At 65.8% G+C, this 18,058-nt stretch carries 19 protein-coding genes and 1 tRNA gene; 14 read left to right on the top strand and 6 right to left on the bottom strand.

Annotated elements, in window-relative coordinates; genetic code table 11:
• Nucleotides 1-101: 101 nt before the first annotated feature.
• The 6 genes from A5659_RS25470 (at nt 102) to A5659_RS25445 (ending at nt 3,767) form a co-directional block, all read left to right on the top strand.
• On the top strand, nt 102-623 hold the full coding sequence (locus tag A5659_RS25470) for a tRNA adenosine deaminase-associated protein (protein ID WP_066872937.1): 522 nt from the start codon (nt 102-104) through the stop codon (nt 621-623).
• 38 nt (nt 624-661) lie between these two features.
• A complete protein-coding gene (locus tag A5659_RS25465; RefSeq protein ID WP_066882509.1) occupies nt 662-1,120 on the top strand; it encodes a nucleoside deaminase in 459 nt (152 codons plus the stop codon).
• Nucleotides 1,121-1,149: 29 nt separating this feature from the next.
• A tRNA-Ser gene (locus A5659_RS25460) sits at nt 1,150-1,239 on the top strand.
• 143 nt (nt 1,240-1,382) lie between these two features.
• Nucleotides 1,383-2,099, top strand: coding sequence for a cutinase family protein (locus A5659_RS25455; protein ID WP_067185122.1), 717 nt, complete (start codon nt 1,383-1,385; stop codon nt 2,097-2,099).
• An 87-nt stretch (nt 2,100-2,186) separates the two neighbouring features.
• Nucleotides 2,187-3,191, top strand: coding sequence for a glycoside hydrolase family 6 protein (locus tag A5659_RS25450; RefSeq protein WP_067185118.1), 1,005 nt, complete (start codon nt 2,187-2,189; stop codon nt 3,189-3,191).
• 99 nt (nt 3,192-3,290) lie between these two features.
• On the top strand, nt 3,291-3,767 hold the full coding sequence (locus A5659_RS25445; RefSeq protein WP_197498215.1) for a CAP domain-containing protein: 477 nt from the start codon (nt 3,291-3,293) through the stop codon (nt 3,765-3,767).
• An 81-nt stretch (nt 3,768-3,848) separates the two neighbouring features.
• On the opposite strand, the gene A5659_RS25440 is transcribed toward A5659_RS25445, so the two are convergent.
• From A5659_RS25440 to A5659_RS25425, 4 genes are all read right to left on the bottom strand, one after another.
• Nucleotides 3,849-4,370: a hypothetical protein gene (locus tag A5659_RS25440; protein ID WP_156749067.1), complete on the bottom strand. Its 522-nt coding sequence runs from the start codon at nt 4,368-4,370 to the stop codon at nt 3,849-3,851.
• Between the two features lie 24 nt (nt 4,371-4,394).
• Complete coding sequence (locus A5659_RS25435) at nt 4,395-6,032, bottom strand: DUF4185 domain-containing protein (protein WP_067185115.1); 1,638 nt, start codon at nt 6,030-6,032, stop codon at nt 4,395-4,397.
• A gap of 136 nt (nt 6,033-6,168) precedes the next feature.
• The gene (locus A5659_RS25430) at nt 6,169-7,302 is read right to left on the bottom strand and encodes a cellulase family glycosylhydrolase (RefSeq protein WP_067143772.1); all 1,134 of its coding nucleotides are present in this window, start codon (nt 7,300-7,302) and stop codon (nt 6,169-6,171) included.
• A gap of 230 nt (nt 7,303-7,532) precedes the next feature.
• Nucleotides 7,533-7,964, bottom strand: a complete 432-nt coding sequence (locus A5659_RS25425; RefSeq protein ID WP_066868781.1) for a TM2 domain-containing protein — start codon at nt 7,962-7,964, stop codon at nt 7,533-7,535.
• A 130-nt stretch (nt 7,965-8,094) separates the two neighbouring features.
• Here A5659_RS25425 and A5659_RS25420 point away from each other — a divergent pair, with 130 nt between their 5' ends.
• The 5 genes from A5659_RS25420 (at nt 8,095) to A5659_RS25400 (ending at nt 12,576) form a co-directional block, all read left to right on the top strand.
• A complete protein-coding gene (locus A5659_RS25420) occupies nt 8,095-8,481 on the top strand; it encodes a DUF2237 family protein (protein ID WP_064953898.1) in 387 nt (128 codons plus the stop codon).
• A gap of 97 nt (nt 8,482-8,578) precedes the next feature.
• Entirely contained in the window at nt 8,579-9,850 is a 1,272-nt protein-coding gene (locus A5659_RS25415; protein WP_067185112.1) for a sulfotransferase, read from the top strand.
• A gap of 15 nt (nt 9,851-9,865) precedes the next feature.
• A complete protein-coding gene (locus tag A5659_RS25410) occupies nt 9,866-11,104 on the top strand; it encodes an MBL fold metallo-hydrolase (protein ID WP_067185108.1) in 1,239 nt (412 codons plus the stop codon).
• Nucleotides 11,101-11,592: a VOC family protein gene (locus A5659_RS25405; protein WP_067185105.1), complete on the top strand. Its 492-nt coding sequence runs from the start codon at nt 11,101-11,103 to the stop codon at nt 11,590-11,592. The genes A5659_RS25410 and A5659_RS25405 overlap by 4 nt, the downstream gene beginning before the upstream one ends.
• Nucleotides 11,593-11,604: 12 nt before the next feature.
• A complete protein-coding gene (locus A5659_RS25400; protein WP_067185101.1) occupies nt 11,605-12,576 on the top strand; it encodes an LLM class flavin-dependent oxidoreductase in 972 nt (323 codons plus the stop codon).
• 361 nt (nt 12,577-12,937) lie between these two features.
• Here the strand turns inward: A5659_RS25400 and A5659_RS25395 are convergent, their stop codons facing one another.
• On the bottom strand, nt 12,938-13,588 hold the full coding sequence (locus tag A5659_RS25395; protein ID WP_067143766.1) for a GntR family transcriptional regulator: 651 nt from the start codon (nt 13,586-13,588) through the stop codon (nt 12,938-12,940).
• Between the two features lie 67 nt (nt 13,589-13,655).
• On the opposite strand from A5659_RS25395, the gene A5659_RS25390 reads away from it, so the two are divergent.
• From A5659_RS25390 to A5659_RS25380, 3 genes are read left to right on the top strand one after another with little or no spacing between them, the layout of a single operon-like run.
• Nucleotides 13,656-15,020 (top strand): LLM class flavin-dependent oxidoreductase, encoded by a 1,365-nt coding sequence (locus tag A5659_RS25390; RefSeq protein WP_066882483.1) that lies wholly within the window; start codon nt 13,656-13,658, stop codon nt 15,018-15,020.
• Nucleotides 15,013-16,197 (top strand): CaiB/BaiF CoA-transferase family protein, encoded by a 1,185-nt coding sequence (locus tag A5659_RS25385; protein ID WP_067185096.1) that lies wholly within the window; start codon nt 15,013-15,015, stop codon nt 16,195-16,197. The genes A5659_RS25390 and A5659_RS25385 overlap by 8 nt, the downstream gene beginning before the upstream one ends.
• A gap of 16 nt (nt 16,198-16,213) precedes the next feature.
• Nucleotides 16,214-17,131, top strand: coding sequence for a CoA ester lyase (locus A5659_RS25380; RefSeq protein WP_067143762.1), 918 nt, complete (start codon nt 16,214-16,216; stop codon nt 17,129-17,131).
• Here A5659_RS25380 and A5659_RS25375 read toward each other — a convergent pair.
• Nucleotides 17,128-18,058 (bottom strand): biotin/lipoyl-containing protein (locus A5659_RS25375; protein ID WP_304441600.1); only part of this gene is annotated, 931 nt, incomplete at its 5' end. The genes A5659_RS25380 and A5659_RS25375 overlap by 4 nt on opposite strands.

Raw genomic sequence — 18,058 nt, 5'->3', positions numbered from 1 at the left:
TTCCAAGGTTGGCACATCCGGTCGGGGGCGGTGCCGCCAGATGTCGAGGCCACCCGCCGCCATCTGGTCAGGGGCCTGGTCAGGGACTACCGTAAGCGGCCATGGGAGCACAACGGGCCTCTGCCCAGGGCCTGTCCGCGGACACGCCGGACGGTTTCGGCGTCGCGGTGGTGCGTGAAGAGGGCCAGTGGCGCTGCGCCCCGATGGCCCGTAAGTCGCTCACGAGCCTGTCGGCCGCCGAGACGGAGTTGCGTGAATTGCGCAGTTCCGGGGCGGTCTTCGGCCTGCTGGACGTCGACGACGAATTCTTCGTCATCGTGCGGCCGGCGCCGTCGGGGACGCGGTTGTTGCTCTCGGATGCCACCGCCGCGCTCGATTACGACATCGCCGCGGAAGTGCTCGACAAGCTGGACGCCGACCTCGATCCGGAGGACCTGGAGGACTCGGATCCATTCGAAGAGGGCGACTTAGGGTTGTTGTCCGACATCGGGCTGCCCGAGGCGGTCCTGGGCGTCATCGTCGACGAGACCGATCTGTACGCCGACGAGCAGCTGGGCCGCATCGCCCGCGAGATGGGCTTCGCCGACCAGCTGTCGGCGGTGATCGACCGCCTCGGTCGGTGATCGCAAGCGCGGCGGGTCGCCGCCATCAGGACCGGTCGGTGAGATCTGACGAAGACCTGATCCGGTCCGCGCTGTCGGTTGCCGCGACGGCGGGTCCTCGTGACGTGCCCATCGGTGCGGTGGTGGTCGGCGCCGACGGAACCGAGTTGGCCCGCGCGGTGAACGCCCGCGAGGCCCTGGGCGACCCGACGGCGCACGCCGAGATCCTGGCGCTGCGCGCGGCCGCCGAGGTGCTCGGCGACGGGTGGCGGCTGGAGGGCGCCACGCTGGCGGTCACCGTCGAACCGTGCACCATGTGCGCGGGTGCGCTGGTGCTGTCGCGCATCGCCCGCCTGGTGTTCGGGGCCTGGGAGCCCAAGACGGGGGCGGTCGGATCGTTGTGGGATGTCGTCCGCGACCGGCGGCTCAATCACCGCCCCGAAGTCCGCGGTGGTGTGCTGGCGCAGGAGTGTGCCGCGCCACTGGAGGCCTTCTTCGCCCGCCAGCGATTGGGGTGAGGGGCATGCCGTTCGGTAAGCTGCTCGGCGGTGGCGTGTCCGAGCGGCCTAAGGAGCACGCCTCGAAAGCGTGTGACGGCTAAAACCGTCCGAGGGTTCAAATCCCTCCGCCACCGCCAAGACTGCCCGGTCGTAAGCGGTTGCCAGATTTGCTGGAACCGGCTGATCGTTCCATGAGCGATTCTGCGCGCCGTCCCCGGCTCACGCCGGTCGGCGGCAGATGGCCGCGGTTTAAAAATCACGATTTTGGGCAAACAGCGGCATGAGCGCACGTCACGGCCCTTGTCTTGTTGCTTCAGCGGTAGCCGCGGCGTCGGGCGCCGCCGCTTCGGCCCTCGTGACCGCCATCCCCGCCGCAACCGCCCGTCCGTGCCCGGATGTGCAGGTCGTGTTCGCCCGCGGCACCGACGATCCGCCCGGCCTCGGTCCGACCGGGCAGGCATTCGTCGACTCGCTGCAGCCGCGCGTCGGCGCAAAATCGTTCGACGTCTACGCGGTCGATTACCCCGCCACGCATGACTGGACAAACGCGGGTGAGGCCGGCGTCAGAGACGCTGCCGCACACGTCGTGTCGATGGCGCACGACTGCCCCAACACCAAGATGGTGCTCGGCGGTTACTCCCAAGGGGCGGCCGTGATGGGCTTCGTCACCTCGCCCGTCGTACCTGATGGGATCGATCCCGCGAGCGTCCCCAAACCGCTGGATCCGGAAATCGCCAACCACGTCTCCTCGGTCGTGCTCTTCGCCTTGCCCAACGAGAAGGCGATGAACTTCTTCGGTGAGCCGCCGGTTGCCATCGGCCCGCTCTATCAGGCCAAAACCATCCAGGTATGCGCCGCCGAGGACCCGATCTGCTCCGACGGGATGAATTTCGCCGCGCATGACACGTATTCGACCAACGCCGCGGTGATCGACAAGGGCGCGACCTTCGCGGCCGGCCTGCTTGCCGGCGGTCCCGGCGGGCGCGGCTCGATGTAAGCGGAATGGCCGTAGCCGCCTCAATCGACTGACCGAGGGCCGGCGTCGATTGGCGCTCGATGCTTGCGAGCCACTAATTTTCCTCAGGTGAACTTCTCAGCTGCAGGTGCAGCCGCACGGTGGATCGTCCCCTTAATTACGGTTGCGGCCGTCGCCGGCATGGGCCTGGTTGCGGCCCCCGTGCAGGTCCGTCCCGCCCCGCCGGTGCAGCTGGCCGCCGACGGCGACCCGCTGGCCGGGGCGCCGTTCTACGTCAACCCGACATCGGCGGCCATGCGCGCCTCGCAGAGCGCCGATCCGCCGAGTCCCGAGCTGACCGCCATCGCCAACACGCCGCAGGCGTACTGGATCGTCCCGGGCGGGTCGGCAGGCACGGTCGGGAAGTATGTCGGTGACGCCAATGCCGCCGGCGCAATTCCGGTGCTGGCGATTTATGGCATCCCGCACCGCGACTGTGGCAGTTTCGCCGCCGGCGGCATGGGCTCGGCCGACGCCTACCGCTCGTGGATCGACGGCATCGCATCCGGTGTGGGGGCTTCGCGAGTGGCGATCGTCGTCGAACCCGATGCGCTGGCCATGGCCGACTGCCTGTCCGGTGATGCGCGCCAGGAACGCTTCGACCTGATCCGCTACGCCGTCGACACTTTCACCCGCGATCCGAACGCGGCCGTGTACGTCGACGCGGGTCACTTGCGTTGGCACAGCGCCGACGACATGGCCGCCCGGCTCAATCAGGCCGGCGTCGGCCACGCGCGGGGTTTCAGCATCAACACCGCGAACTTCTTCACCACCGAGGACGAAATCGGTTATGGCGAGGCCATTTCGGGCCTCACGAATGGCTCGCACTACGTGATCGACACGTCGCGCAACGGTGCGGGACCGGCCCCGGACTCCGACCTCAACTGGTGCAACCCCAGCGGCCGAGCACTGGGCACTCCGCCGACCGCCAGCACCGCGGGCGCACACGCAGACGCCTACCTGTGGATCAAGCGCCCCGGCGAATCGGACGGAACATGCGGCAAGGGTGATCCGCCGGCCGGCAACTTCGTGAATCAATACGCAATCGAGCTGGCCCGCAACGCCGGTCACTGAGCGCCGCGAATCGATTTGCGATTCGTGATCGTTCTTGGTTGAAAATGGGTAACATTTAGATACCAAAAACAGCAAAGCGAGCGCGCGACAAGAGGCATCATGGCCAGCAAAGTCGAGATCATCGCCGTCTTCGCGATCTGTACTGCCTTCATCACGGCTCCCGGCGCCCTGTCCGGATTCGTCGCGCACGCCGACGATTCGGGGACCGCGCTGTACAGCGGTATCAACCAGCTTCGCCCGGGATGCCCGCCGATCAGCGACGACCCGCGCTTGACCGAAGCCGCCCAGCGCCATGCCGATGACATGTTGCGCAACGGCGTCAGCGGCCACATCGGGTCGGACGGCTCATCACCGCAGGCGCGAATCACCGCTGCGGGTTATCGGAGCAGGTACTCGGGTGAAATCGTTTTCTGGGGAACCGGATCCGCCGCGACCCCGAAGGAAGCGCTCGACATGTGGATGCAGAGTCCACCGCACCGAGACATCATTTTGAACTGCGCGTATAACGCGGGCGGCTTCGCCACCGCCTGGGACGGCAACAAGATGACCGCCGTCGGGGATTTCGCGGCGTCGTAAAACCTTGTACCAAGCTTTTTTCGAGTCGTAACTTCTGTCGCTATGCCCGGCGACTGTGTTGCCGCCACGCTCGAGCGGTACTCACACGTGGGGCAGCCACCCAGATCCCTTCGGCGACAGCACGAAGCCACGGCCTTGCGGGTCCTTGCACGCGGTCGTGCCTGAGTTGTCGACCCCGCAGATGATGCCGTTCACCGTGATGGAATGGCCCGGAGGCAGCGTTTTGACTGGCTGTCCGTCGATCACGCGTGATGGTTCACCCTCATTCGTCTGCTTCAGCCCAGTGGTGGTTCCGATCCAATTGACTCCGGTGATTCCCGCGTCGGGATTTGAAGGCGCGGGAGGGATCCCGGGCAGGTTGTTGCCAGTGCACTGTGCTTGGTCGGGCATGTAGTTGCAGACGACCCCATCGGGAGTGAGGAAATACACCGTGGGCAGGGGCGGCCGGCCAGGGTTGGAAACGTCGATCGTGTAGTCGCGGACGTTCACTGGTGCGTCTGCGCTCAGATCGGGAAATCGAGGTGGGTCGGCGTGCGCCGTGCAGGCAACTAACAACGTAGCTCCGGCGAGTGTCGTGACGCCGACCAGTTTGTTGATGGCCATATGCATCCAATCGGTTCAGGCGGGTCAGTGATAGGGGCTAAGTTGAAACTCTCGGGTGTTATACGGAGTACCGAACGGCACGCCGTTCGCATCCTTAAGCGTATTCCATTGACTTCCAAATAATTTCAAATCGTCGAGCGTTGATCCGGGCAGGATATATCCACCGTACGGTTGTGGGATGAACTTCGGGCCTCCTGGGTCGCCATTCTGCGCAACGAGGGTTGTGGGCACGTTCGCACTAAACATTTCGGTCGGGTTGGCTCCTACCCGCACTTCAATACTTCCCATATGCGCGTCTACGTTAAAGCCAGATAAGACGGGCTTCCCGCCGATTTCTCGAAAGCTCAGCTCCCCGTAACGGTTCGGGGTTACCTGTACGGCCTGCTGTCCGGGCTTTCCCCAGTCGTTCCCGTTCCACGGCTGCCAGGTTGAACGATCGAACACGTTGCCGGGATCCGCGCGGTACATGGTGATGCCTCGGCTGCGGTCGAAGGAATCGGCGGCGATGTAGACCTTGCCGTCAGTACCCTTATAGCCGCTGACCTGTGTGGGCGCTTCGCCCGCGCCCCGAAACGACCCTGGCACCATGGCCCACCCCTTACCGGGGTCACCATTAACCTCGACCAGCCACGAAGCCACGGGTTTCAAGTCACCCTGAGTGCCCGTCACCATCATGTAGGTTTTGTCGCCGAGCGTGATCGTCCCAGCTGGCAGGGTGTCGGTAACCCCCTTCGCTTCCGTTGGGATGGGAAATAGCTCGCGACCGCTACCTTCTGCTCCCGTCAATGGCGCCCCGAAATGCGGGCGTCCATCGGCATCGAAGGTCACTGGAACGGCGACAGATCGATAGTGCTCGCCCTCACCGACCTTATTGCCGGAGAACGAATCACCAAAGATAGCGAGGTACTTCCCGGGCTGCCCGGGTACCTCGACGACTTCCCCCAAGTCGGCCGCCCCAATTCCTGGGATGCCGGGAATGCCGCCGGTGCCGGCGATCGGACCGAGATCTCTTACCTCACCGGGTTTCAGTGGGCTTTCGATCCAACCGTCTACGGCTTTCGGGATGTCGTAACCGTCGGCATGCAGAGCGCTCATCGATTTCCGTAAGGTGTCCGAGTAGGCGTTGCGAATTGAATTCATCTGCTTGACGGCTTCGCGGACGTCGTCCGCGGCCTGGGCGTGCGCAGCGTCCCTCAGCTTCTCTAATTTGTCGCGTTCCGACGCGGAGAGTTCGAATGTCAGGTCATGATTTATCGCGTGGATGAGTCTGTCGAGTCCCCGCAGCTCGCTGTCCAGCAGGGCGATCTCTTGAGCCCCTTGCTTTTGCGCATCGGCCAACGCGGCGGCGATGGATTCCAGATCGGCGCCGATCTTCGGTAGTCGCTCAGACTGTGCACCAAGGGATTTGGTGACTCGTTGGACTTCGTCGGAGTCATTGATCGGGTGACCACCGTCCTGGTGGTTCCAAGCGGCGGCAAAGCGTTTCTGCGCGTCTTCGAAGGCGTGGTCGGCTTCGGCGGTGTGCCGACCGGCACCGTGAAAGGCCTCCGCCAAACGGTCGATCTGAAACGGGCTGCCGGCCTGCAGGCTCTGATTGATCGCCCATGGATCGCCGCCGCCCGCCGCGATCAGTTCTGCTTCGGTGAAATTTTCCCACGTCATGACGCCGCCAGTAGCCGACCAACACCGACGACCATCGCCGCCCCCTTCTGAGCAGGTATAACCCTACTACCGGAAGGTCTGTGGCGGGCGAGCGTTGATCGACTTCAGCGAAGGGTTACCCCGGCCGCAACCCTGATCAGGTCTGGCTACCGGCCAGCTTTCGCACCGTCAGCGCTTCGATGTCTTGAAACGGGCGGCCCTCGGGCCGGATCAGGTCGTGGAACCACACCTTGGGGACCGAGGTGTACGGGTGATCCCATGAGTCCCAGGGGAAGTAGGTCTGCGTTTTGCCGGCCACCAGGCCCCAGTTGATGGCGCCGACGTTGTGGCGCTTGGCAACCGGCAGGATCGATTCGACGGTGCTGCCCTGGGGGCGCGCCATGTACTCCGTGCACAGGATCGGCCGGCCCAGCGGGGTGAGTTCGTTGATCCGATTTTCGAACCCCGAAGGCCCGGCGTAGGAGTGGAAGGTGATCACGTCGGCGTTGGCAAGCTGGATGTCGCTGATCGCGCTACGCCCCTGAGCTTGCCCCCAATCGCCCTGCCACACACCGCTTGTCAACGGCTGACTGGGATCCACCGCCCGGGCCCACCGAAACACCTGGGGCAGCAGATTGGTGACCAGTTGTTCCTTGTCGCTTCTTTCGACGCTGCGGTACTGGCGCGCGGGATTGTCGGGCTCGTTCCACAGGTCCCAGCCCAAAACCCGGTTGTCGTTGCGGAATTGGGTCATCACCGCGGTGACGTAGTCGCGCATGACCGGGACGTAGCGAGGGTCGCCGAGTCGTTCGGCGCCCGGGCTCTGCGCCCACCCCGAGTTGTGCACGCCGGGCCTGGGCGCGCGCTGGCGCCCCGCGCGTGGATGCGGATCCCAACAGGAATCGAAGAACACGAACAGCGGTTTGATGCGGTGGCGCGCGGCGATGTCAACGAATTGCCCTAGGCGCGTTTGGAAGCCACGCTGGTCGGCGGCCCACAGCTGATCATGAAGGAACACCCGCGCGGTGTTGTGGCCGTAGAACTGGGCCCAGCCGAGTTCGGTGTCGATGCGCCGCGGATCGAAGGTATCGGGCTGGAACATCTCGAGCTGGTTGATGGCGTTCGCCGGAATGTAGTTCGCTCCGACGAGCCAGCCCTGCGCTTGATACCAACGGCTCGCGCGCTCGGGTGACCACCGGCCCGCTTCCTCCGCGGAGGCCCGAGGTGCCCGGGCAACTGCGGCGCCCGCCGCCAGTAACAGGGGGAGTTTGAGGGCCGTACGTCGTTCCACGATGTGACGATAAGTTTTCGGGACGATTTCCCCGGGATTTGCTCAGCGCGTCGCGACAGGTTCGTTGTCGGCACCGTCGCACGGCCAAGTTCGCCCGCGATCGTGACCAATCCGTGACCACTACCACCGGCGCGCCCTGGATCGTGGCGAAGCCGTCCAGGTTAAAATCTGGGCCCAACGCAAGCCAAAAGTGTTGGCGGACAGTTGAAAACGTTGTCCAACTCAGGCGCCTAACGCAGCTTGCGACCGTACTTGTCTTTGACGCTGCCTGTGAAGATCATGATCGCGTCGACGATGGCCCAGACGGTGACGCCGAGCAGGACCGGAAATCCGAGAAAACAAAAGAGGCTGAAGAGAACCCCGAACAGCCCCAGGCACAGCTGCGCGACCGCGATCTGCGTCGAGTCGATATAGAAGCGGCCGATACCGAACACGCCGAAGAACAGCTGAAGTAAGCCGGCGGTGGTCGCAGACTTGTCGGACAGCGCCAGCCCGGTCACCGGATCGCGGCCGTACGGCGCCTGGGGGTCGCCGTATCCGGGATAGCCGGGATACCCCGGGAAGCCGGGGTAGGGCTGCGGGGGCGGATATCCCTGCGGAGGCTGCCATCCCCAGGGTGGCTCACCGGGCGGATTTCCGGGTTGGTTGGGCGGCGTCGACATCGATTCGAGTTAACACGCCCGATGCCCGGGCGTCCACACGGGCACCCGACGGGTCCGTCACGCGAAAACCCGACGAAGCAGTCGGCAGATTTTCTTCAAACTTCACCCTCGAGAGCGCAATACTGAACGGGTGCCAGATCGAAACGTGCTTGGCGGCCCGCTGGAACCGTGCGGCACGGACCCGCTGACCGGTTTTTATCGCGACGGCTGTTGCTCGACCGGTCCACAGGATCTCGGGCGGCACACGATCTGTGCGGTGATGACCGCCGAATTCCTCGAGCACCAGCGCTCGATCGGCAATGACCTGTTGACGCCGGTGCCCGAGTACAGGTTCCCCGGTCTGCTGCCCGGCGACCGTTGGTGCGTGACCGCGCTGAACTGGCTGCGCGCCCACCACGACGGTTGTGCCGCCCCGGTGGTGTTGGCCGCGACGCACGAGAGCACCCTCGAGGTGGTGCCCCTGGAGGCGCTGCAAGAACACAAGGTCGACGTCCCCGACGATCTGGCCAACCTCTAGCGCCGGCCGGGCGCGGCGAGGTGGATGCACGACGGATCTGCGCCGCGGCTAGCGTCTGTGTCGTCTTTCTCACCTGATGCGTCGGAGAGGGGTTGCGGTGGGTTCCGCGGTTGACGACATCGACTTCGACGACCTGACGGCGCCCCGACTGACCGACGTGCAGCGCCAGATCCTGGAATTCACCGAAGCCAAGCCCGTCGATCTGGACATCGATCGGATGCTCGCCGAGGCCATCGAGCAGACCGGCCTGCCGGCCGGAACCGCCGACCTCGACGACACCGACGGCTTCGCCGACCGGCTGCGGGCGCACGTCGGGGCCATCGAAGCCGACGACGCGCTGCGCCAGCTCACCCGCGGATCGCTGCGCCAACGTGTCGTGCGCCTGCTCCGCAACCGGCTATCGCTCACCGAACTCATCCGGCGCTATCCCGAAATAGAATCTATCCCGATCGAAAAACCGTTCATCGTCGTCGGGATGCCGCGTTCGGGCACCACCCATCTGGTGAATCTCATTGCCTCCGACCCGCGCCGGCGCGCGCTGCCGTATTGGGAGAGCCAGGATCCCATTCCCGCGCTGGGGCAGGGCCCCGACATCTTCGGCGTCGATCCCCGCTATGCCCGCGCGAAAGCGGAACATGATGCGCTGATGGCGAGTGCACCCGTGGTGGCCGCGATGCATGACCGTTTTCCCGAGGCGATCGAGGAGGAAGTGGAGCTTCTCGACCTCGACATGGCCTCGTACGTGCTGGAATGGCATGCGCGCGTGCCCGATTGGCGCGACTATTACTTGGGCCTCGACCAAACTCGGCACTACGCGTACATGAAGAAGGTGCTGCAGGCGCTGACCTTCCTGCGCGGTCCACGGACATGGGTGCTCAAGAGTCCCCAGCACTGCGAGCAGCTCGGCCCGTTGATGGCGACGTTCCCCGACGCGACGGTAGCCTTCACGCACCGCGACCCCGCCGCGGTGATCCAGTCGGCGACCACCATGATGGCGTACTCGGATCGGTTGCGCCGCAGCAGCATTGACCCGCAGTGGCTGCTGGACTATTGGACCGACCGCGTGTATCGACTCCTCAGCGCATGCGTGCGCGACCGCCATCTGGTGGCGCCCGAACGCAGCATCGACATCAACTTCCACCAGCTGGGCGGCAACGAGACGCCGGTGCTCGAAAAGCTGTACCAGCGCGCCGGCGTTGAGCTGCCGCCCAAGGTACGCGAACGGTTCCAGCGCTACCTGGACGGTAATCCACGGGGAAAACACGGCCGCATCCACTATGAACTGCAGCGGCACTTCGGCACCTCCGCCGACGAACTGCGCAGCCGTTTCGGCTTCTACCTCGATAAGTTCGACGTCCGTCCCGAATAAAAGGAGTCACCAGCGATGTCCGAACCGGTCTATCGGAGCCGGCCGGGCGCCGACTCGATGCGCCCGGCGTCCGCCGAGAGGGCCGAGGAGATCGCCCCGGGCCTGTGGTGTTCGCCGGGCCTGTCCAACTCGTATCTGCTCACCACGACCGAGGGTCGGGTGGTCATCAACACCGGGATGGGCTTCGAGGGGCCGGTGCATCGCGCCAACTTCGACGCCGTCGACCCGTCGCCGGTGCGCTACATCATCTTCACGCAGGGCCACGTCGATCACGTCGGCGGCCTGGACAGCGTGCGTGATCCCGACACGATCGTTGTCGCGCAGGCGAACTGGAAGAGCTGGCGCGACGACAACGACCGGCTGATCCCGTATCGGGCCAGCCGCAGCGCTTTCGCATTCAAAGACACGTTGGCCACCGGCATTCAGGCCATCCAACGGCGCCTGGGGACGTCGCGGCTGGCGGGCCAGAGCGTGCCGGTGGTCGACGTCGATTTCGAGGACACCCTGCGCCTGGAAATCGGCGGCCGGCGAATGGAACTGATTTCGGTGCCCGGTGGAGAGACCACCGACTCCCTCGTGGTATGGCTGCCCAACGAGCGGATCTGCCTGTGTGGAAACACCTTTGGTCCGCTGATCGGGCACATTCCCAACCTGGTCACCATGCGCGGCGATCGGTATCGGGACGCGTTGACGGCGATCGCGTCGGTGGACAGGGTGCGGGACCTGCAGGCCGACCTGCTGGTGACCGGGCACTTCGAGCCCGTCCAGGGCGCCGAGCGCATCGACCGAGAGCTCACGAGGCTGCGAAACGCCATCCAGTACATCCACGACCAAACCGTTGACGGGATGAACGCCGGCAAGGATGTTCGCACGTTGATGCGCGAAATCACGCTTCCCGCGGAATACGAAGTGGGACAGGGCTACGGCAAAGTCGCCTGGGACGTGCGGGCAGTCTGGGAGAACTACTCCGGCTGGTTCCACCACGAATCGACCACCGAGCTTTACCCCGTCGGGTTCGATTCCGTCGCCGCCGACGTGGTCGAACTGGCCGGCGCCGATGCGCTGCTGGAGCGTGCCCGGGCTCATTTGGCAGCCGATCGCGCGCTGCAGGCCATCCACCTGGCCGAGATTGTTCCGGGGGATCATCCGGGGGCTCGCGCCGTGTTGCGCGACGCCCATGAAAAACTTCTCGCCAGCAGCACGAACTTCTGGGAGAGTGCCTGGCTGCGCAACCAGATAGCGAGGAACACATGACGGCATTCGCGTTACGGCCCGAGGACTTCTACCACACCGGCATCATCGTGCCCGACCTCGACGCGGCGATGGCAAGGCTGAGCGCGCTGGCCGGTTACCGGTGGATCACCCCGGTGAGCTACACCTTGCCCTTTCGCACGGCCGGCGGAACCCAAGAGATCACTTCGACTTTCGTCTATTCGCTGCAGGCGCCGCACGTCGAACTGATCAAGGAGGTACCCGGGACGGCCTGGACGGCGGCACCCGGCAACGCGATCCACCACCTCGGCTACTGGACCGACAACCTGGCCGAGAGTGCAAAGATGCTGGAAGACAACGGCTTCAGCTTCGAAGCCACCGCCGACACCGCGGACCCGTCTTCGAACGGCGATCTGGCGGTCTTCGCCTACTACGTCGACGACGCGGGAACCCGCATCGAGATCGTCGACCGCGCGCTGTTCCCGGACTTTCCGGGTTTCCTGCAGGCGGCGGCCGGCCCGGAAGCGTAGCAAGGCGCGCAGATGCTGTTGACGGTGCTGCGCTTCAATTTCGCCTCCCCGCAAGGCGATCCACGCACGCAGGGCAAGCTCCTATCCGCGGCGCTCGAGCTGGGACAGTGGGGAGAGTCCCACGGCATCACGTCCGTCAGCGTCGACGAGCATCACGCGACCGGACACGGGTGGAGCTGCAATCCGATCATGGCCGCGGCGATGTTTTTGGCCCGGACCTCGAAGCTGATCGCGAGCGTCGATTGCGCGTTGGGGCCATTGTGGAATCCGGTGCGACTTGCCGAGGACATCGCCCTCGTGGACAACATGAGCCGCGGACGTCTGCACACAACGGTGGGCCTGGGCTACCGGACGGCCGAATATGACGCTCTCGGAGCCGATTTCAGCCGGCGCGGTGCACTGATGGATGCCCTGCTGGAACGAATGCTCGCCGTGTGGTCGGGTACTGATCCGGAACACGGAATCTGCACCGGCACCTGGTCGCGGCCGCATCCCCCGCTGTACGTCGGGGGTGGCGCACGTGCCACGGCGCGGCGCGCGGCCCGGTTCCGGCTGCCGCTCAGTTTGGCGGACCACCTGCCCGATATCGCCGACTATTACCGCGAGCTGTGTGCGGAGGCGGGCATGTCGCCGTTCATCCTCATGCCGGGGCCGGTCAACCGCGGAATGATCTACCTGCACGAGGACCCCGACCAGGCGTGGGCGGAGCTGGGACAGCATATCCTTTGGGAGGCAGTGACTTACGGCCGGTGGTCCACCGACCAGCGTTCGCTCATGCACCTGCCCGGTGTTCAAACGCTGGACCAGGTCAGGGCGTCGGGACGATACCGCTTCCTCACCCCGGAGCAGCTGATCACGGAGGTGCGCGATGCCGACAACTATGGGCCCCTCGTGATGCACCCCCTGGTCGGCGGCATGCCGGTCGACGAAGCGTGGAAGTCGGTCCAGTTGCTCACCGACCAGGTCTTGCCCGCACTCAGCTGACCGCCTCGAATCGTCAACGCGCGATTGCAAAACCGGAATGCGGGTATGTGAGCTCGAAGCCATGCTCACAGACGAAAAGGGGAGATCCGTTGAGATCTGAGGCGATGATGACGATGACCCTGCTAGGTGGTACCGCCCTGGTGGCGCTGGCGGTCGGTTGTGGTGCGGGCGCGAGTGCAGCGGCAACTCTTCCCGAGGCGCCGCCGACGCCGACATCGTCCAGTCCGGCTCCACCTGCGCCCGCTCCGCAGCAAGTGCCCTACGGCGGCAGCGGCGAAAGCCCCCCGGCGGGCGGGGGTGGTGCCGCGGGTGGCGCAGGCGGAGGAGCCGGCGGCGGCTGACAGTTGACCGGCGCCCGCGGTTAACCGTCGCGGCGCTGCTCCAGCCAGTCGGCCAGCGAGCGGCCCGCGTCCAGGACATGTCGTTCGGCAATGGCGCGCGCACGCTCGGCGTCTTTGTCGCCGAGCGCGTCCAATAGCTCCTGGTGCTCGTCGAGTGAGTGCTTCTCGTGCTCGGGGAACAGGGTGAGGAAATTGCTCGGCACCACCCGGGCGGCCTGTTTGATCTGGTTCATCAGCCGGGGCGAGTGCGCGGCGCGGTGGATCATCTGATGGAAATGCCAGTTCGCCTCGCCGATGCTGTCGTCACCGGATCGAGCGACGACGTCGGCCGCGAGTTCGCGCAGTGTCTCCAGCTCCGGTCGCTCGATCCGTGCGGCCGCCCACGCCGCGGCCTGCCCGGTCAGCACACCGAGGATGGTGAAGCTGTCCAGGACGTCGTCCGGGCTGATGCCGAGCACGGTCACGCCGCTGCGTGGGGCGACCTGGACCAGGCCCTCGAAGGACAGCTCCAGCAGCGCCTCTCGCACGGGGGTGCGGCTGGTCGCGAATTCCGCCGTGATCGCATCGAGGTCGACCCGCGCCCCGGCGGGCAGTGCGCCGGTGAGAATCCGGTCGCGTAGCTCGCGCGCGGCGCGCTCACGGACGGTTCCGGAAATATCGATCCTCGCCACCTGCGCACAATACCAAACGGCACATCTAGCGTTTGATATCTGAAATATCAGATGTTACGTTTCAAAAATGCGCACCGACAAGATTGCCCTCGTCGCCTTCATGCAGGCCGGCAGCACTTCCGTCTACGCGGGCTCCTGGCGGCATCCCGCAACCGAGCACCGATACCTGGACGCCTCCTACTACGCCAAGATCGGCCGCCAGCTCGAAGAGGGCTGCTTCGACCTGATGTTCTTCGACGACCGTCTGGCGATGCCCGGCGTCTACGGCGGCTCGGTGGGCGAGGCCGTCCAGTACGGCGCCCGCCCGGTCAAGCTGGACCTCAGCGTGATCCTCGGCGTACTCGCACAGGCCACCTCCAGGATCGGGCTGGGCGCCACCTACTCGACGACCTACTACCAGCCGTTCCACGTCGCGAGAACGTTCGCCTCGCTGGATCACCTGTCGGGCGGCCGCGCCGCATGGAACGTGGTCACCTCGGTCAACGACAGCGAGGCACAGAACTTCGGCGTCGACGCCCACCTCGGCCACGACGAACGTTACGACCGAGCCGACGAATTCATGGACGTGGTAACCGGGCTGTGGGACACCTGGGAGGACGGCGCCGTTCTGCACGACCGGGTGTCGGGGCAGTACGCGGATCCCACCAAGGTGCACGAGTTGGGCCACGTCGGCCGATTCTTCTCCACGCGCGGGCCGTTGACGGTGCCGCGAACCCCGCAGGGCCGCCCGGTCATCATCCAGGCCGGTTCGTCGGGACGGGGACGCGAATTCGCCTCGCGGTGGGCGGAATTGATCTTCACCGGTGATCCCGGGATCGACGTGGCGCGCAGCCACTACACCGATCAGAAGGACCGCATCGCCGACGCCGGCCGCGATCCCGCCGCGGTTCGCATCTGCCCCATGGCATACGCTGTGGTCGGCGAGTCGGAAGCCCACGCCAAGGAGCGCGAAGCCATGTTCCTGGATGATCTGGTTCATCCGATGGCATCGCTGACGCTCTTGTCGGAATTGATGAATTACGACTTCGCCCAACACGATCTCGACGATCCGGTCACCGACGAACTGCTGGCCTCCGTCTCCGGAATCCGCGGTCTGGTGCAGAACCTGCGCACCCATATCGGCGGGGAAGCGGTCACGCTGCGCGACCTCGCCAACCATCGCGCCACCCTGCTGCAGGGCCCCCGTTTCGTGGGTACCGGCCCCCAGGTCGCCGATCAGATGGCGGACTGGTTTCAAACCGGAGCCTGCGACGGATTCGTGCTGGCCGCAACGCATCTGCCCGGGGCGTTCGAAGACGTTGTGCGCATGGTGGTTCCGGAGCTGCAGCGCCGGGGGCTGTTCCGCACCGAGTACGAGGCGTCGACGTTGCGGGAACACCTTGGGCTGCAGCGCCCTTCGTGCGCGCGGGTGGCTGCCGGTGCCAATGCTTGACGGGCTGCGGGTACTCGACCTCGCCACCCTGGCCGCCGCACCCCTGGTGGCGACCTACCTGGGCGAGTTCGGCGCCGACGTGATCAAGGTGGAACAACCCGGGCACGGCGACCCGATCCGCGGCTGGGGCAATCAGCGCGACGGAGTCGGGTTGATGTGGAAGTCGATTTCGCGCAACAAGCGTTCGATCACGCTGGACTTGCGCTGCGCCGAGGGCCAGGCGTTGGTGCGCCGTCTGGTGGCGCGCGCCGACGTCGCCATCTTCAACACCCGTCCCCAGACATTGCGCAAGTGGGGGCTGGACTATGAGAGCCTGCGTGCGGTCAACGACCGGATCGTGATGCTGCACATCACCGGTTACGGATTGAGCGGGCCGAAGAGTGAGCGCCCGGGGTTCGGCACGCTCGGTGAGGCGATGAGCGGATTCGCGCATATCACCGGCCAGGCCGGCGGGCCTCCCACCCTGCCGCCGTTCATGCTGGCCGACGGTGTCGCCTCGCTGAACGCGGCCTACGCGGTGCTGATGGCGCTCTATCACCGTGACGTGCGCGGCGGGCCCGGGCAGTTGATCGACGTCAACCTCATCGATCCGCTGGCCCGGCTGCTGGAGCAGACGCTGCTGGGCTACGACCAGTTGGGTCTGGTGCCCGAGCGATCGGGCAACAGATGGGATATCTCCGCGCCGCGCAACACCTATCGCACCGCCGACGACAAGTGGCTGGCAATGTCGGGCAGTTCACCGGCGTTGGCCCTGCGGGTGTTCCGGGCGATCGGCCGCAACGACCTGCTGGCCGACGCGGACTTCTCCGACCCGCAGCGACGGCTGGCCCGGGCCCGGGAGGTCGACGCGGTGGTGGCCGATTGGGTTGCCACAAAGACTCTTTCGGAAGCGATGGCCATTTTCGACGCCCACGAGGTGGCCGCGGCCCCCGTCTATGACATCGGCGATCTAATCGCCGACGAGCAACTGGCGCATCGGGAGGTGTTCATCACCGTCGAGGACGCCCAGCTGGGAGCCATGAAGGTGCAGGCACCCGTGCCGCGGTTCTCCTCGGCGTCCGGCACGGTCGAGCATCTCGGACCTCGCCTCGGCGAACACAACGCCGAGGTCTATGGCGAACTACTCGGGCTGACCGCCAACGACATTGACGACCTGCACGCCCGCGGCGTGCTGTGACAGAAGGACCTCACTGGTGACCGATCTGCTCCGTCGTTCCGAACTCGCGGTACCCGCGAGCAACGACAACATGTTCGAGAAGGGCGCCCGTTGCGGCGCCGACCTGGTGTTCCTCGATCTCGAAGACGCGGTGCCCGTGGCGTTCAAGGAGGAGTCGCGCGCCAAGGCGATCGCCGCCCTCAACGACATCGACTGGGGCCACACCGCCCGTGCCATCCGGATCAACGGGCTGGACACCCCGTGGTGCCACGACGACGTCGTCGAGGTGGTGACCAAGGCCGGCCAGAACCTGGACACGATCATCATTCCGAAAGCCCGCAGGGCCCGCGATGTGTGGTGGGTGGACGTGCTGCTCACTCAGCTGGAGGCCAAATTCGGCCTGAGCAACCGCATTCGGCTCGAGGTCCTCATCGAAGAGGTCGAAGGCCTGGCCAACGCCGAAGAGATCGCGGCGGCCAGCCCTCGGCTGGATGCCTTGATCTTCGGCGTGGGTGACTTCTCGCTGTCGCAGGGCGCCCGGGTGGACACCAACTTCGTCCCACTCGGCGAATATCCCGGCGAATTCTGGGCTTACGCGCGCAACAAGGTGATCGTGGCCGCCCGCATCGCCGGCATCGACGCGATCGACGCGCCGTATCCCGACTACCGGGACCTGTCGGGCTACGAACGCGACGCGCGGCGCGCGTCGCTGCTCGGCTACACCGGCAAGTGGGCCATCCATCCCGACCAGGTTCCCGTCGCCAACGAGGTCTACGCCCCGACCGCCGACGAAATCGCCCGGGCCGAAGCCAATGTCGCCGCCTACCGGGCGGCCGAGGCCAAGGGCCGCGGTGCCGTCGGGGTGAACGGCGTGCTGGTCGACGCCGCCCACGTGAAGCAGGCCGAACAGACCCTGGCGCGCGCTGCCCTGATCAAGAGCAGCCTCCGGCGCTAGTCGATCACCACCAGAAGGTCGCCGCCCTCGACCTGTGCCGTTTGCGAGACCGCGATTCGCGCGACCTTGCCGGCCTTCGGCGTGGTGACGGCGGCTTCCATCTTCATCGCTTCGATCGTCGCGATCGTCTGGCCGGCTTCGACTTCCTCGCCGACGTCGGTGGTCACCGTCACGACCCCGGCAAAGGGAGCCGCGATGTGGTCCGGGTTGGCGCGGTCGGCCTTTTCGGCCGCCGGCACGTCGGAGGCGATGCTGCGATCGCGCACCACGACCGGGCGTAGCTGACCGTTGAGGATGCACATCACCGTGCGCATGCCACGTTCGTCGGCATCCGAGACGGCCTCTAGGCCGATCAACAGCTCCACACCGCGCTCCAGCTCGACGCGATGCTCGTCGCCGTGGCGTAATCCGTAGAAGAACTGGTTGGCGCTCAGCCGAGAGGTGTCCCCGTACTGTTCGCGATGGTCCTCGAGTTCTTTGGTGGGCCCGGGGAACAGCAGCCGGTTCAGCGCCGCCTGGCGGTCGGCGCCCGGGGTGGCCAACGCCCTATCGTCGTCGGCCGACAGCTCCTGTTCAGGCTTCGCCGGGCCGCGTCCTTCTAATGCCTTGGTGCGCAACGGTTCGGGCCAGCCGCCCGGTGGGTCACCGAGTTCTCCGCGCAGGAAGCCGATGACCGAGTCCGGGATGTCATAGCGGGCGGGGTCCTCGGCGAAGTCCTGCGCGCTGACCCCGGCGCCCACCAGCGCCAGCGCCAGATCACCGACCACCTTGCTGGACGGAGTGACCTTGACGAGGTGCCCCAGGATGGCATCGGCTCCGGCGTAGGCGTTTTCGATGTCCTCGAACCGGTCACCAAGCCCCAGGGCGATGGCCTGCTGGCGCAGATTCGACAACTGGCCACCGGGGATCTCGTGGTGATAGACGCGT

The organism is Mycobacterium sp. 1165196.3, assembly GCF_001673415.1.
GTDB lineage: Bacteria > Actinomycetota > Actinomycetes > Mycobacteriales > Mycobacteriaceae > Mycobacterium > Mycobacterium europaeum_A.
Note: the sequence above shows the minus strand (reverse complement) of the source record. Positions and strands in the feature narration are given on the sequence as shown.